The following is a 14776-nucleotide window of genomic DNA, read 5'->3' on the forward strand; positions in this document are numbered from 1 at the left end:
ATTGTGTTCGGCAGCCCCTCGTCTACCAGATCAGGCTGGCGAGCCCTTGGTCGGAGCGTTGCTGTCATGAGGCGGCCGTATCTGCCCCCCTGCTCTGCGCCATAATTTCAAGGGCCCATTGTCCCCGTTTATCGCTTTTCCGCAGCGAGAGCATCGTTCGGCACCCACGGGTCGTAATCGCGCATTTGAGCGTCTGCGGCGATAACCAGAACGCAGATGTCAGTCGCAATCCCGGTCAGAACCAGCTTGCTCACGCCCAGCTACGGCTTCAAACGTCCGGTGCATCCAGAGCTGAAGTCGGGCGTTATGCGGTGATCATCTAATAATTTAGGGGATTTTCCATGCGAAACCGCGAGAAACTAGCAGACCTAGTCGCCGGCCAATCGGGTCGGCAGCAGCGTAAGCAGTTCGTTCGATCACTGAAAGAAACTGCAGTTCGCGCGGTGGTGACAGCGTCAGTTACCTTCGCGGTAGGCTGGGTCCTCAAACGGATGTTCGAAAATTCGGTTGCCGACGCAGCGAAAGAGGGTGCGGCGGAGGGCGCTCAGCAAGACGTGGCGGAACAGAATACCGCCGGCAAGGCTTCGCACCCCTAGTTTCAGGCGCTAACATTGCCGCAGGGTGAAAATCGCCCTCTTGCTGTCAAAGGTTTACCTTCTATCAAAGCTCTGTCGCGGTTCGCACCGCGAGAGATCTTTGGGATCTTGTGACGGGATAGTGGACCTACGCAAAGCGTATTCAATGTTGACCGTCAGAAGATTTGTTCCACTCCCAGCGCAGCATTTTGAACATCCGGCCGCAACTTTAGAGCAGTTCACCGCTTAAGTGCAGAAGTGCTCCAACAAGGAGGCGCAGAAACTATTTAAATACAGCTTCATATGCCCATTATAAAAGGCATGCCTAAGCTCAATTTCCGACCCGACCGGCGCGCCGTAATGATTTCAAGTGCGGGGATCGCGCTCGCCGCGCTTTCCGGGCCGGCCGCCAGGCCGTTTTTAAGATCTTCACACCCGGGCCGCCCGACCGCAGTTCCCGCTAGCGCCCGCAATGCCGCGGGTATGCCGCAGACGGCGCTGGATGCAGCGCGCTTTTCTGTGGAGCCGGAGCTTCTGCGCCGGGCTCTCGCCGCGCTCGACCATCACTCCGTTTCGGTCAAGGCGCGCGACCGGATGGCCATCGTCGATTTCACCGCGCCATCTTCCGATCCCCGGCTGCACTTCCTAGATGTAGTGAGCGGCAAGGCTTCGCGCCTACTGGTCGCGCACGGCTCTGGCTCCGACCCAGGTCATACCGGGTTCCTCGAGCGGTTCTCCAACGCCTTGGGCTCCAATGCCTCGAGTGAGGGCGCCTTTCTGACGGGCGATTACTATACCGGCAAGCACGGTCGGTCGCAGCGTCTGGTGGGGCTCGACCCGACCAACAACAATGCGCTCAGCCGCGCCATCGTAATCCATAGCGCTTGGTATGCGAACGACGAGATGATCCCCGTCCATGGCAAGCTGGGACGCAGTCAGGGGTGCTTCGCGGTGGGCGAAAATAAGCTCAGCGATGTGTTCAGTTTCCTCGGCGAAGGGCGGATGGTCTTTGCTGCCCGCGCCTAGGGCAGCATGAAACCTACGAGATTTCCATTAGTTATCATACGGGTCTTACCAGGAGATCCGTGTGCATAGAAGTGTGATCGCTTGCTCGTTGCTGGCCCTGACGGTCGCGCTGCCCGGGTGCCATTCGAAGCCCGACAATACATCCCAGACCAACGAAGCGCCGCCGATCAACATGGACCAGGTGCACTGGAGCGACGGGGCGGTCCGCCAGTTGCGCGACGCAATCGGCCGCCGCGCTGCGCATGGCCTGGACCGGGTGCAGTTCGCTGTGGATGGTCAGCCGGGCAATGCCGAAGGCGACCGCGCCCTGACCCAAAGTGCGTTGCTTTACGCCTCGGCTCTGGCCCGAGGGGTGTCGGATCCGGCCAAGCTCTATGAGGTCTATACCATCGCCCGCCCCAATCCGAACCTGCTGAATGGTCTGGGCGCAGCTCTCAAAGATGGGAACCTAGATAAATGGCTAGATGGGCTGGCTCCGCAGGACGACGGCTACCGCGCGCTGTCGAAGTCCTATCTCGCGCTGCGTAAACAGGGCAATGCGCCCGCTTCCGCGATCCCCGACAAGGGCGAGCCGCTGAAGCCTGGCGCTGCCGACACCCGGGTTCCCGCGATCGCGCGCCAGTTGGTCGCCTCCGACTACCTCGATCGATCTGCTGAGCAGGGTGGCAGCTACAGCCCAGCAATGGTCCGCGCGGTGCAGCGCATGCAGGCCGACTACGGGATCAAGCCGGATGGCGTCATCGGCGCCGACGCTCTCGAAATTCTCAACCTGTCGAATGCGGACCGGGCGCGGACGATGGCCGTGGCGATGGAACGGCTTCGCTGGCTCGACCGCAATCCCGCCCCTACGCGCATCGATGTCAACGTCGCCGCTGGACGGCTGCTCTACTGGCGCGACGGCAAGGTCGCCGACAGTCGCAAGGTGGTCGTCGGCGAGCCTGACAACGAGACACCGCAGTTGGGATCGCCGATCTATCGCCTCGTCGCGAACCCGACGTGGACAGTGCCGCGCTCGATCCAGACCAAGGAGATCGCAGGCAAGGGCAACGCTTACCTTCGCCGCAACAACATGGCTTGGAAGGACGGGTGGGTTGTCCAGCAGCCCGGCCCCAAGAACTCGTTGGGACTCGTAAAGTTCGACATGAAGAACGAGCACCAGATCTACCTGCACGACACGCCCGCCAAGCAGCTGTTCCAGGAAATCCAGCGTCAGCGCAGTCACGGCTGCGTACGGGTAGAAGATGCGTTGGGATTTGCCGAGATGCTTGCGAAGGACGAGGGCATTCTCGGTGAATGGCACCGAGCACGTGCGACCGGCAAAGAGACGTTCGTCAAGCTACCGCACGAGATTCCGGTCAGGCTGCTTTACCAGACGGTGGTGCTCGGCGAGGACGGCGAGCCCGTCATCCGCGCCGATCCCTATAGTTGGAACGACCCCGTAGCGACGGCGCTGGGCTTTTCGTCCGGCCACGCCTACCGCCTGCGCACTTCGGGATCCGACGTAGGGCCTTAAGCCAATACCGACGAAGGATCTCCCGCATGCGGGTACTGGCGGTCCCAAACCGACCGCCCCGTTACGCCTGCGCCCGGCAGTGTCCGCGTTAGTGCTTGCGTGCGTTCGAAAATCAGGAATCACGAAAGGAAACCTGCCATCAACTGGCCGACGGTCGGATCCTGGCAGCAACAGCTGAGGATCTCGGCGCAGAGATGGCAGGTAGTCTATTGCTTCAGACTTTCTTCAAGCTCCACGCTTCTTCTGCGGCACAAAGAACGAGGGCGGGAATGGTGCCTGTCCGGCGCCCGAAGGACTACGCAGTTCGTTACGCCCTCCAGCATCGACGCTGAGCGGTATCTGCATTCCGTCGGTTTCCTCCAGGAGCGCAAAGAGCTTGCCGCTCAACCGTTCGACCAGCGCTTCATGTCCCGGTTGGGCGAGGAGGTTGTTGTTCTCGGCGGGATCATTGGACAGGTCGTAGAGTTCGTCCAGATCCCAGATGCCGTGGAAGTGGACGTATTTGTAGCGGTCCTCGCGAATGGCATGCACCGTCGGCGTCTGCGGGAAATTCCGCTCCCAATAGTATTCGTAGAGCAATTCCTGGCGCCAGGGCGCTTGCTTGTCACGCGCTAGCGGCAGCATGTTGGATCCCGCCATGTAGCTCGGCGCCTCCAGGCCCGCTGCTGCCAGGATGGTCGGTGCGATATCGATATTCGCCACGACGTTCTCGACCGTGGTTCCCGCGTCAAACAGGGAAGGGCATCGTGCGAGCAAGGGAACCCGCATTGATTCTTCGTAGGCGGTGCGCTTGTCGATCAAACCATGCTCGCCGAACATGAAGCCGTTGTCGCCCATGTAGATGATCAGTGTATCGTCCAGTTCGCCGCGCTCCTCGAGCAAGTCCATGATGCGCGCCAAGCCTTCATCAACGGCCAGCAGCGTTTCCATGTAGCGCTTGTAGTAGTCGGCGATGTCGAGGTTGCCATGATAGGCATAGTCCACCCCGTGCCAGCTGTTGCGCTGGTTTTCGACCCACATGGGTCGTCCTGGCACACCCGCCTTCATGTTCTCGGGATAGCGGAACACTTCCTTGTCATAACGCCCCTTGTGCCGTTCGGCGGGCAGGAACTCCGCGTGGACCGCCTTATGCGCGAGGTGCATCATCCAGGGCTTGGATGGATCGCGCTTGTCGATCCAGTCGATCGCGTAGTCGGTCAACTCGTCGGTGATGTAGCCCTTTTGCGGCACCTTGCGGCCATCTACATTCAGGCCGTTCTCGCTGGGCAGGTAGGTCCCCTGCCCCTTGAAGCTCACCCAGTGATCGAAACCCGGCTGGGGGGCGTCACCTTCTGTGCCCATGTGCCACTTGCCGATGAAGGCCGTATCGTAGCCGGCCTTCTGCAGGAACTGCGGGTAGAAGATCAGGTCCGGCGGGATCGGGTGGTTGTTGTCAACGACCTTGTGCTGGTGGGCATAGAGTCCGGTCAGGATCGAGGCGCGCGAAGGCGAACACAGCGCTGTCGTCACGAAGGCGTTGCGGAAATGGCTACCTTCGCGCGCCAAGCGGTCGAGCGTCGGCGTTTCGCCAAAATCCTGAGCCTTCATGAAGCCCATCGCATCATAACGATGATCGTCGGTCAGGACGAACAGGATGTTCTTCGGCTTCACCCCGGGACGGCGTTGCAGACGAAGATCTTGCGCAGCGACGGGCAGGCTCGCCGTCTTGGCACCTGCTGCCCAGGAGTAAAGCCCGAACGCCCCCCCGGTCCCTCCCAGTAATATGCCGCGGCGATCGAAGCTGTCAGCCATGTCGTGTCTCCCTTAGAAAGTCATGCGGACGCCGCCAAAAAGGCGCCGTCCGGAATCGAGGTAGTTCGCTGGCAGTCCCGTGGTGTATTCCACGATCTCGTCGCGATCGAGCAGGTTCACCGCTTCGAACACGATCGACGCCTGCGGGGTCACTCGGAAACTGACGCTCGCATCGAGGGTGCCGAACGCCCGGTTGATCCGTCCCATGGCCGGCGCCACGGCGGCCAAGGCGAGATACTTGCTGCGCCAGGAATAGGAAAGGCGCGCTGCCACGGGCCCTTTCTCGTAGTAGCCGATCAGATTGTAGTTGTGCTTCGATGCGGCCGTAAGCTGCGTGGGATCGCTGTTGTCGATGAAAGTGTAGTTGGCGATCACCCCCAGGCCGTCCAGGGGACCGGGCAACCAGGTGAAGGCCTGCTGGAAGTAGAGTTCCACGCCCTTCAGGTCGACGCCCGATCCGTTGACAAGCTGGCTCACGGTGAAATCCGTCTGGATCGTCGTCGTACCCGTCGTGCGAATGTAGGAGACAGGGAGCGACTGAATGCTGATTTCGCGACGAATCAGGCTTTCGAGGTTCTTGTAGAAGATGGAAGCGCCGACCAGCGCATCCTGCCCGAAGTAGTATTCCACCGTGGCATCGACATTGTTCGCCCTGAAAGGATCGAGATAGGGATTGTTGCGGGTAACGGTCAGGCCGTTGCCATTAGCCGTCGTGGTGGGAGAAATGTCGGCAAGGTTGGGGCGTGTGATCGTGCGGGAGGCGGAGAAACGCAGTTGCAGTTTGTCCGTCACCTCGTACTTCAGGTTCAGGCTGGGCAGGAAATCCCAATAGGAACGCTTGACGACCAGCGGTGCCGCGGCGGGAACACGAGTGGTCATACCTGTTTCCACCTCAACGGTGATGCCGTTGAGATCGGGGCTGACCCCGGACGTGGTCTGGCTGGTCCGGACCGCGCGCAGGCCGATGTTGCCGCTCAACTTGCCGAAAGCCAAATCTGCCCGCCCGTAAAGAGCAAGCGTCTTTTCCTTGACGTCGAGGATCCCGGTAGCGTCGTTTGTGTAGTTGCCAGCTGCGATCAGCTGTTCCTTGCTGAAATTCTTCACAAAGCTTCTGGCATCGGAGCCCAGCCAGTATTGCGGAAACGAAGCGTCGCCGTTGTAGCTTCCCAGGAACGAGCCCGAACCTGCACGGATCGGGATCATAAAGGGAGCTGCGCTGAAGGAGCCTGCCAGCGGTCCTGCCGGAAGGCCGCCATAGAGCTGGGACACGCCGGCAGCGGTGATCGTCAGAGTCTTGTTGTCGGCATAGACGGCGCGGTCGCTGTATTTCACGCCCGCTCGTAGCGACGTCACGCCGCGGTCACCAAGATCGCGGCGTACATCAAGTTTCACATCCCGAAGCCGGTCGCTTGTAACGCGATCGAGTTCACCGTTCAGGCTGAGCAGTCGGAAGTTGTTTGCGTCGAGTTTACGCGTATCGAAGCCGTCGAGATAGGTGATGCTTGGGATCGAATCTCCGGGATTGGCAACGACGCGCACGGTGCCGGTGATGCTGTCGGCAATGTTGAGGGTGTTGCGAACCTGGCGGGAGCGCTGTTCGGAGCCGTCGAGGATCACGGTCCAGCCCTCGCTCTCAAACTTGCCGCCGAAGACGAGGGAGCGGATATAGCCATTGCGATCCTGGTAACGTCCACCATCGCGCAGATCGATATTGCTGACCGTGAAGTCGGTTGCCGTTTCCACGCCGTCCAGAACCTGCGTTTTCGAGGCGATGACCCCGCCCGATCCCGCGAAGTTCTGCCAGTTTTCCTGCCGCACCGCCTCGACCTTGACCCGGGTGTAGAAAGCGTCAGCATAGAGTTCGAGCTGGTCGGTAGGCCGGAACTGTACCGAGGCGATGCCGCTCAGGCGTCGGTTCCGCTCGGTGAACATATCGTGGATAATGAGGCCGGGAATGCGCACGAGTAGGCCTGGATCGATCCGGCCGTCACCGTTCAGATCGTCCGCGCCCCCGCCGAGCGGCACGCCCTGCGCTTCGGTCACGGTGTTCCAGCCGGTCTCGACCTGATGGGTCTGGGGTCGCCGCTCGGTATAGGACCCGCCGAGCGTGATCCCGAGCCTGCCGTCCAGGAAGCTGTCAGCGAACAGTCCCGAAACGCGCGGAGATGCCTTACCGGAGTTGCTCTCGTGCTCCGCCTGCGCCGAGAGCGTGAGCACGCGGCGACCGACATCCAGCGCGCGCGGCGTGCGGACATTGACGGTGCCGGAAAGGCCGCCGTCCTCCAGATCGGCAGTCGGAGACTTGTAGACTTCCAGTGTGCGCACGAATTCGGGTGGCAGGGCCGAGAAGTCGAAGGACCGCGAGAAGCCCGCGAACAGATCGTTGAGCGCATTCGGCACGCTGCGGCCGTTGAGCGTGACCAGTGTAAATGTGTCCGGCAGGCCGCGGATGTTCACGCTGCGCCCTTCGCCGCGCGTGCGGTTGATCTGCACGCCGCTGATACGCTGGACCGATTCCGCGACGTTCACGTCCGGGTAGCGACCGATGTCTTCCGAGCTGATGACGTCGACGATACTGTCGGCATTGCGCTTGATGCGAACGGCCTGTTCGATTCCGCTGCGAATGCCGGTGACAACGATGTCCTGCCCCGGCGCATCGTCCGTGGGGGGTAGCGTTTCCGCGGTTCCCTCAGGAGTCCAAGTCCGCTCGTCGATGGCGTCGGCATTTGCCTCGACTGGGGGCAAGAATAGCAGCGCCGAGACGGCCGCTCCGATCAGCAACCGCGATTGCCGGATCGATTTCACGGCGAAATCGCTGTGCATAGTGCCCAAGCTGGAGCGCGCGGGCGATTGCCTGTATGTGACGGGCGCTGACCAGCGCCCGGCGCGGCGAGCCGCGACGACGGAAAAAGACATGGCTTTCCTTTTGCACGCACCAGGACTCCGGCTTGGAGCCTGCTGTCCAGTTAAGCTGAAGGGAGGAATGTCTGACGCTGTCGTCTCGACAAGCGCCACAGATATCGCAGGAAAATTTCAACTCACCACAGGAATTCTTGTCTTGCGGGAAGCAGTTCTTCCAGCTGGCGATCAGCGATTGAATGACGTGTTTTTACCCGAGCCCAGCTAGATGACCGGGGGAAAGGCGATAGCTTAGGCTGGTTTACATCTGCCGAAAAAGCAGACCGCCAGAGCGTTAAGATCGAAAATCAGGTGCTCGGCATCCAGAAAGGGCGGCCTGCGCTGAAGCGCTCTACCTGTGGCGGTCAGGGCCACAGGTAGATGTGTCATGGGATAATCAGAGTTTGATCCCGCCGCTCGCGAGCGGGTACCTTGGAACGCCGGACGCGAGGTTGAAGCAACCCGGGCGCTCAAATCCCGTCAGATATGGGCAATTCGCTTCTTTCTCGACCAGCATGGGCGGGTCCGCGACCTGCCCTTTTTGACCCCGCCATCGACAGCAAGCTTCGCGGATACGATCTGATGCAGATCAGAATAAGTGTATCGTTTGCGATCGGAAAATTCGAACACGGGCAACGGGTCGTACAGCAGAAGAACGGCTGGCCGGTTCAGTTCGAGGTGATGACCGATGCTCGCGCGAGCCTTCTCAAATGGCTCAAACTCCGAGGTGGATCCTTGGAGGACTTTGCTTTTCCTAGCCGCACCTATCCTGCAGCCCACATTAGCACCAGGGAATATGCTCGCCCTTGCCGATGAATGGGTGACCCGGATCGGGCCGGCCCGGCGAAGACTATGGGACCCACTCTCGGTCCGAATTTTGCTTGGGCACACCAAGATTGAAAGCACGGTCGGATACCTTGGGTTGGACGTGGAGGACGCCTTTACGCTCGCAGAGGGCACTGAAATCTGAAATTGGTTGGCACTTGCCCTGACCCCCAAAAGCGTGGCGGCTGCTCAGCGCTCATTGCCCCCGGACAGGGCGTCGTTCCATTTGTTCGGAAACGGTCATTCGTTCAGGTTGGAGACGCCCATCTGACCCGAGAAAAGCTGCCGTTCTCGAAACGCCCCGTTGCAGACATAAGGTTACGTTGAAGGATTACCCGAAAGCTGCCATGAGGGAGCCATGTTTGAGCGCGTGCTGGCCCAGCAATATGGTAAAAGGCTTCGATTGACGGGGCTATTGCTTATCTGGGCTTCTTCGACGTGGATTGTCGGCCATTTCGCCAACGAATTGAGCAACCCGGCGCATTTTGCAGCGGTGATCCCCTTATGCGCGATCTACATTCTAGAAAAAGCTGGATTGATTTCGTGGTTCTCGGGGATGACGCTTCCCACTTTAGCCTTGGTCATCTCCTCTCACCTGTTCCTTTGGACTGGGCACAAAGTCCCCAATAGCCCAACTTGGGTCATTGTCGGAACGAGCATCGCTATTGCTATATCTCTCTGCTTCCTGATCGTCCGCCTATGGACATGGGGCAGCAGAAACCAGACCGTCTCCTAACCACCCTCGATAGTCGCTCCAGGCGGTCAACGGCATGAGCCACAGCGCATAGCAGCCGGACCGGTTTTAGGTCGCCCGAAACGACGGCCGCCACGACTGCGATGGGTGGTTTGCGGCCGTTCCTTGTGCATGAACAAGCGGCAGCTATTGGGCTTGCTGTGAACGGTCCGTTTCGGCAGCAACGTCGGGGTTAGCTGCCACTCTACCTCGGGCGAGCATACCAACCGATTCCCGATGCACACGCGGCAAGCGCTAAGAACCAAACTATGTAGCCAGCGGTGAATGCAAAACTCAAAGCCCAGGGAATAGTCGTGAAGCCGGCTAGCAACAGAGTTCCGGGGAGCCACCATGCAGCGCGGACAATCAGAACGATGAGCGAAGCCAATGCAAAGACCACGAACAGTACTAGAGCGATTGGAACCCTCGCTAGATCCGGGCGCCAGTCAAGGTTTAAGTAGAATACCCAGACGCTTACCGCCACCAGTGCGGCATAGGTGACGAGGAGTGCTATCCGCTTCATCCAACGATCATTGCAGCCTATCCTAGCGTCCGCAATGTCGGCGGGTCCGGACAGGCAGCTTTTGGATTAAAATCGTGCAATCTTGCCATTCCGGTTTCGGCAGCGCGGCTGCGCGCCGCCTATGACCGAGATGGGTGGTTACCTGATATACGGAGCGATGGGCTGACCATCCCATTGCGAACGGCTCGTAAACGGCCATACACTTAGATCACCGTGTGCTTCCATGGCGGCGTCCATCTTGGCGTTCCTCGCCTTGATGATCCGGTCAACTGGCTTCAACAAGCCCAATGAAAGCGGCACTAAAGCGCCAAGGCCCTCAATACGAATGAAGCTGTCTTCGGGCCATTCGTATGGCAAATCACATTGCAAATAGGCTTGGTATCGAGCGAAAAGCGTCAGTTCGTCTGGACTTGCCGCATCTTTACCCACCGCAAGACGCGGTTTGTGATCATCGTAATGAAGCCATAGCATTGAACCGACAGCGTCCAACGCCCGATCCTCTTTGGATGTGGGCCAGTCCGATTCCAAGTCGTCGCTGTCGATCTCACCGCTGGCAAAGCGTGCGATCAGAGCGGCGGCCTCATCTCTTTTCTGTCGGTCGATCATCACCACATAATGCGCGGTGTTTCTTCGTCTGCAATGGGGCGCTTTCCGCTGGTCAGCTTTGCCGATTAAAATATTGAAAGGCCGTCGTTCCGGTTCCGAGGACCGGCTCGGCATACGCCAATGACCGGGAGGGGAGGGAAGCGGACCTTGACCAGCCCCTCCCGTTCGTTCACCCCATGGCGATGTTCTACGCGGCGTTCGCGATCCTTCTCGGGCTGATCCTGCTCACTTGGGCACGAGAGATAGTTGCTTGGACGACGCGCAGGAGAGCTAACCGGCTTCGCGAGTTGCAGAATGGCCACCCCGAAGAGTTCTTTGAAGAGCGGCGTTCCCTCGAAACATACTCCCTGCGTGTCCCCCCTTCAGCAGTACGCCTTCTTGGCGGCGCATGGGTGATCTTGGGAATCGTGTGGGTGGTGCGCGGGGGGCATTAACGTCCGCTATGGGGCGACTGCCGACCGGCAGGTTTTTCATCCTGCCAACATCAACGCGCGGCACAACGGACAGGCAGCTATTGCCCGTGTCCCAGTGATGAGGCGACAGTCGCCTACCGGCCCAAACCCGTCGCTCGTCTCAAGGCCGCAACTCCCAATTGTCGACGTCCGACACCTATCGGATGGCCGGACGATTAAAGAGGAAAAGCGAAACGCTGCTCAGATCTGCGCGAGCCCGCCGTCGGCGAACACTTCGCTGCCGGTCATAAAGCTGCTGTCCGACGACGCGAGAAAGGCCGCGACCGCTCCGATCTCTGACGGATCACCGACATGGCCGATCGGCGTACCGGCTCCCATCTCGATCATCGCTTCCTTGCCGACTGCCTCGCTCGCAAGCTCGGTCAACGTCGGTCCGGGCGAGAGCACGTTCACCCGGATGCCGGTCCCGCGCAGATCCTGCGCCCAGCTCCGCGCGAGATTGCGCACCGCCGCTTTGCTCGCAGAATAGACGCTGAAAGCTGGCGTTCCCATGACCCCCGTGGTCGATCCGGTCAGGATAATCGAGCCACCCGGTCCCATCAGCGGCAGGCCGGCCTGGACGGTGAAGAGCACGCCCTTAACGTTGACGTCGAAGGTAGCATCATATTGCGCGCGAGTGATCTGCCCCAGCGGCACCAGCTCACCGAACCCGGCATTGGCGACAAGGATGTCGAGGCGGCCATGCTCGGCCCTCACCGCCCCGAACAGCCGATCGAGATCGGACTGCTCGGTCACCGATCCTTGCACCCCGCGGGCCTTGGGTCCGAGCTTGGCGGCCGCCTTGTCCAACGTCTCCTGCCGGCGGCCGGTGATGTAGACGAAGGCGCCTTCCTCGATGAAACGCTGCGCGGTTCCGAACCCGATGCCCGTACCTCCGCCCGTCACCACAGCAACCTTGCCATCCAATCTGTTCATGCTCGTATCCTCTTCGTGATGAAGTTGACCGTAGCTGGCATCTCACCTACCTATCGACAAGTATGCACCTTTTGGTAAGTATTAATTATGGCAACGATACTCGATAGCGTCCCCGGGTTCTCCTGCGGCCTCGACGCGACGCTTAAAGTGATCGCGGGCAAGTGGAAGCCGCTGATCATCTACTTTCTGATCCAGGGGCCTAACCGCTATGGCGAACTCAAACGCGCGGTGCGGGGGGTCAGCGACAAGATGCTTATCCAGCAGCTCAAGGAGCTGGAAGCGGACGGCATTGTCACGCGAAAGGACTATCAGGAGTTGCCCCCACGCGTCGATTATACACTGACGCCGCTCGGGCACAGTCTGGCCAAGGCCCTGGAGCCGCTCTGCAATTGGGGCAGCGACAATATGGGCGCGGTCGCGCAGATCCTCGCCGAGCGCGCGAGCTGGAGCCAGGGCGGCTGACGCCCCGCAATCCTCACAGGTTTGCAGGCGCAACGCCTCGAGTAGCAGCGTGAAGGCGGGCGTCGGGTTCCGCGGGCCCGGCTAATAGAGATGATACCCGAGATCGGGTGCTACCAATCAGCGCGGATGCGCTGGCTTTAACGCGGACGTTGTTCCTTGGCCCCGCTTTTTCGAGTTCCTACACAATAAACAGTTTTAGAGTAAACTGACGTACCTGCTATGGTGCCGGAATGGATAAAATTGCTGCGATCTGCCTTACCTCGAGCGCACGGAAGTAAGACAAAGCAGTTGATACGAAAGCAGCTCCTAAACGACGGCATTCGACAAATCCGGTCGTCTACGTTCTCCCATAAGCAAGCGGAGGCGAGTTATGGAGTTCGGTCGCTGAAGAAGTTAGCGCTGTACCTCTTGCCCGCCGCGCCCGAGATGGAACGTAGGGATACTCCGCCCGATTTCTCAATGATAAAATTCAGCGTGTCAATGTCATCAGGCCTGAAACAGCCGCTCTTTCGCTGTTCCGCGAACGGTGTCTGTAAATGTCTGAAGCGCGGAAGCGTGCAACCGCGTGACGGTCCAGTATAGCTTCACGTTTAGCGGCGTACCAGGTGTCAGTTCGACAAGCAGACCCTCGGCTATTTGAGGTTTTGCTAAAATTTCCGGTTGCAAGCCCCACGCCATGCCTGCAAGTCCGAAGTTCAGGAAGCCGAAGGTCGATGGCACCCAATGCATTGGCCCATCGAGTTCGATCCTGTGCGTTTCGCTAGCCCAACGCGCCTGTAAGCCATCCCTGCGATCGAAACGCAGGCACGGTGCGCGGCGAAGGCTGTCTTCGGAGACGCCATCGGGAAAGTGCAGCTGCGCAAATTCAGGACTGCAGCAAGCCAGATATTGGAGGCTGCCCAATTCGATCGTCTTGCATCCCTGGACAGTGCCTGGATCTGACGAAACAGCGGCAATAACCTCACCGGAACGAAGCCGGTCCGCCGTTTGGGCCTCGTCTTCGATGAGGAACTCCAAAAGATAGCCTGTATCGCGGGCGAACTTGGCAGCCGCCTCGGGAAACCATGTTGCGATGCTGTCTGAGTTGACCGCTACTTTCAGCGTGACGGGGGTCCCCAATTGATCGCCTGCGATCGATAAAACGGGGGCTAAATCCGCTTCCAGAAGCTGCACCTGATCCACATGGGCGCAGAGCTTGCGGCCAAGATCGGTAGGCAGGCAAGGATGCCCTCGCACGATAAGGATAATGCCCAAACGTTCCTCAAGTGCGCGGATCCGCTGGGACACTGCAGACGGCGTAACACCGAGCCTTTCAGCCGCCCGCTCGAAGGTTCCTTCGCGTACGACGGCGGAGACAGCGGCAAGAGCGGGATAATCAAGCATGGATTAGCTATGCTTCATCCGATTAAGAAGAACAAGTTTCCCTTAAACGCATGAAATCGGCATGTGTCTCCAATGCACAGCATCCTGGCAACATTCCTTACCGGCTTCGCCATATCGGCAGCTTTGATTATGGCCATTGGCGCGCAGAACCTTTTTGTTCTGCGCCAAGGCCTGAAACGCGAGCATGTTGGCCCCATCGTTTTGTTCTGCGGTTGCGCTGATGCTCTGTTGATCGCCGCGGGCGTTGGCGGCGTTGGGGCGCTGCTAGGTGCCGTGCCAAAACTGACCATGGCTTTGACCATCGGCGGCGCCGCGTTCCTGGCCTGCTACGGCATCAAGGCGTTTCAGCGAATGATGGCTCCAGAAGCCTTGTCTGTAACGGCGCCGGTGCGGATCACCCTCGGGAGCGCGCTGGGCGCGACGGCAGCATTCACATTCCTCAATCCGCACGTCTACCTAGACACAGTCCTGCTGATGGGCGCTGCTGGCTCCGCGCAGCAGCCCGAACTGCGGCCAGTCTTTGTGGTGGGTGGAGCGACCGCCAGCATCAGCTGGTTCGCGGCTCTCGGATATGGCGCCCGCATCCTGACGCCGATCTTTTCACGCCCTGTGGCTTGGAAGGTTCTCGATGCCATCGTTGGCGTCGTCATGCTGGTGCTCGCAGCATCTCTTGTTGGAAGAATCGTTCCATAACCCAGATCATCTCAGGGACATGCACCTCGTCATCGCTTATCGATCTTCTGGAAGCAGCTTTTGGTCGTGTTCGAAGTTTCGGTAAAGCATCAGTACACTCCTTGGAAGTCCACTGACCGTAGACCCATCTCTCCTTAATCGGAAACGCCAGAATAATCTATGGCGTAGGGCCTCCCGGCATGGCAGTCATCACTGAGATTGCGCGGCGCCCAGCATGAAGCTGGCCACAATCAACGGCACTGGACCAGTGCTTCGACTTTCTTGATAAGCCGATCGACTGCAGCTGGGGACTGAAACTTGCGAGCCGAGCGTCTTATAAGGGTCGGCTGCAGTACTCAGGGGTCATATAAGCCGCTCCGC

General features: G+C 59.6%; 11 protein-coding genes and 1 pseudogene. 6 read left to right on the plus strand and 6 right to left on the minus strand.

Features of this window, described 5'->3' with window-relative positions; genetic code table 11:
- Nucleotides 1–128: 128 nt before the first annotated feature.
- Nucleotides 129–254: an isochorismatase family protein gene (locus AC1VV3_RS23395; protein WP_465128766.1), complete on the minus strand. Its 126-nt coding sequence runs from the start codon at nucleotides 252–254 to the stop codon at nucleotides 129–131.
- A gap of 642 nt (nucleotides 255–896) precedes the next feature.
- On the opposite strand from AC1VV3_RS23395, the gene AC1VV3_RS23400 reads away from it, so the two are divergent.
- Entirely contained in the window at nucleotides 897–1601 is a 705-nt protein-coding gene (locus tag AC1VV3_RS23400; protein ID WP_482963440.1) for a murein L,D-transpeptidase catalytic domain family protein, read from the plus strand.
- Between the two features lie 61 nt (nucleotides 1602–1662).
- Complete coding sequence (locus AC1VV3_RS23405) at nucleotides 1663–3114, plus strand: L,D-transpeptidase family protein (RefSeq protein WP_465128764.1); 1452 nt, start codon at nucleotides 1663–1665, stop codon at nucleotides 3112–3114.
- Nucleotides 3115–3339: 225 nt separating this feature from the next.
- Here the strand turns inward: AC1VV3_RS23405 and AC1VV3_RS23410 are convergent, their stop codons facing one another.
- Nucleotides 3340–4905, minus strand: coding sequence for a sulfatase family protein (locus tag AC1VV3_RS23410; protein ID WP_482963441.1), 1566 nt, complete (start codon nucleotides 4903–4905; stop codon nucleotides 3340–3342).
- Between the two features lie 12 nt (nucleotides 4906–4917).
- Entirely contained in the window at nucleotides 4918–7920 is a 3003-nt protein-coding gene (locus AC1VV3_RS23415) for a TonB-dependent receptor (protein ID WP_482963442.1), read from the minus strand.
- Between the two features lie 367 nt (nucleotides 7921–8287).
- Between AC1VV3_RS23415 and AC1VV3_RS23420 the strand changes: the two are divergent.
- Together AC1VV3_RS23420 and AC1VV3_RS23425 are read left to right on the plus strand one after the other, a co-directional pair.
- Nucleotides 8288–8773, plus strand: a pseudogene (locus AC1VV3_RS23420) (site-specific integrase).
- Nucleotides 8774–8986: 213 nt separating this feature from the next.
- Nucleotides 8987–9364, plus strand: coding sequence for a hypothetical protein (locus AC1VV3_RS23425; protein WP_482963443.1), 378 nt, complete (start codon nucleotides 8987–8989; stop codon nucleotides 9362–9364).
- Between the two features lie 658 nt (nucleotides 9365–10022).
- Here the strand turns inward: AC1VV3_RS23425 and AC1VV3_RS23430 are convergent.
- Together AC1VV3_RS23430 and AC1VV3_RS23435 are read right to left on the minus strand one after the other, a co-directional pair.
- Nucleotides 10023–10490: a hypothetical protein gene (locus AC1VV3_RS23430; RefSeq protein ID WP_482963444.1), complete on the minus strand. Its 468-nt coding sequence runs from the start codon at nucleotides 10488–10490 to the stop codon at nucleotides 10023–10025.
- Between the two features lie 653 nt (nucleotides 10491–11143).
- On the minus strand, nucleotides 11144–11878 hold the full coding sequence (locus AC1VV3_RS23435; RefSeq protein ID WP_482963445.1) for an SDR family NAD(P)-dependent oxidoreductase: 735 nt from the start codon (nucleotides 11876–11878) through the stop codon (nucleotides 11144–11146).
- Between the two features lie 87 nt (nucleotides 11879–11965).
- Here AC1VV3_RS23435 and AC1VV3_RS23440 point away from each other — a divergent pair, with 87 nt between their 5' ends.
- Nucleotides 11966–12340 (plus strand): winged helix-turn-helix transcriptional regulator, encoded by a 375-nt coding sequence (locus AC1VV3_RS23440; RefSeq protein WP_482963446.1) that lies wholly within the window; start codon nucleotides 11966–11968, stop codon nucleotides 12338–12340.
- 486 nt (nucleotides 12341–12826) lie between these two features.
- Here AC1VV3_RS23440 and AC1VV3_RS23445 read toward each other — a convergent pair whose 3' ends face one another.
- Nucleotides 12827–13723, minus strand: coding sequence for a LysR family transcriptional regulator ArgP (locus AC1VV3_RS23445; RefSeq protein WP_482963447.1), 897 nt, complete (start codon nucleotides 13721–13723; stop codon nucleotides 12827–12829).
- Between the two features lie 72 nt (nucleotides 13724–13795).
- Here AC1VV3_RS23445 and AC1VV3_RS23450 point away from each other — a divergent pair, with 72 nt between their 5' ends.
- Entirely contained in the window at nucleotides 13796–14416 is a 621-nt protein-coding gene (locus tag AC1VV3_RS23450) for a LysE/ArgO family amino acid transporter (protein ID WP_482963448.1), read from the plus strand.
- Nucleotides 14417–14776: the final 360 nt, after the last annotated feature.

This window comes from Novosphingobium sp. BL-S-34 (assembly GCF_056857015.1).

Bases quoted from the DNA above. Each gene is read 5' to 3' on its own strand.
- AC1VV3_RS23425 (WP_482963443.1), top strand. From the start codon at position 8,987: ATGTTTGAGCGCGTGCTGGCCCAGCAATATGGTAAAAGGCTTCGATTG.
- AC1VV3_RS23445 (WP_482963447.1), bottom strand. From the start codon at position 13,723: ATGCTTGATTATCCCGCTCTTGCCGCTGTCTCCGCCGTCGTACGCGAA.
- AC1VV3_RS23400 (WP_482963440.1), top strand. From the start codon at position 897: ATGCCTAAGCTCAATTTCCGACCCGACCGGCGCGCCGTAATGATTTCA.
- AC1VV3_RS23440 (WP_482963446.1), top strand. From the start codon at position 11,966: ATGGCAACGATACTCGATAGCGTCCCCGGGTTCTCCTGCGGCCTCGAC.
- AC1VV3_RS23450 (WP_482963448.1), top strand. From the start codon at position 13,796: ATGCACAGCATCCTGGCAACATTCCTTACCGGCTTCGCCATATCGGCA.
- AC1VV3_RS23435 (WP_482963445.1), bottom strand. From the start codon at position 11,878: ATGAACAGATTGGATGGCAAGGTTGCTGTGGTGACGGGCGGAGGTACG.
- AC1VV3_RS23430 (WP_482963444.1), bottom strand. From the start codon at position 10,490: ATGATCGACCGACAGAAAAGAGATGAGGCCGCCGCTCTGATCGCACGC.
- AC1VV3_RS23410 (WP_482963441.1), bottom strand. From the start codon at position 4,905: ATGGCTGACAGCTTCGATCGCCGCGGCATATTACTGGGAGGGACCGGG.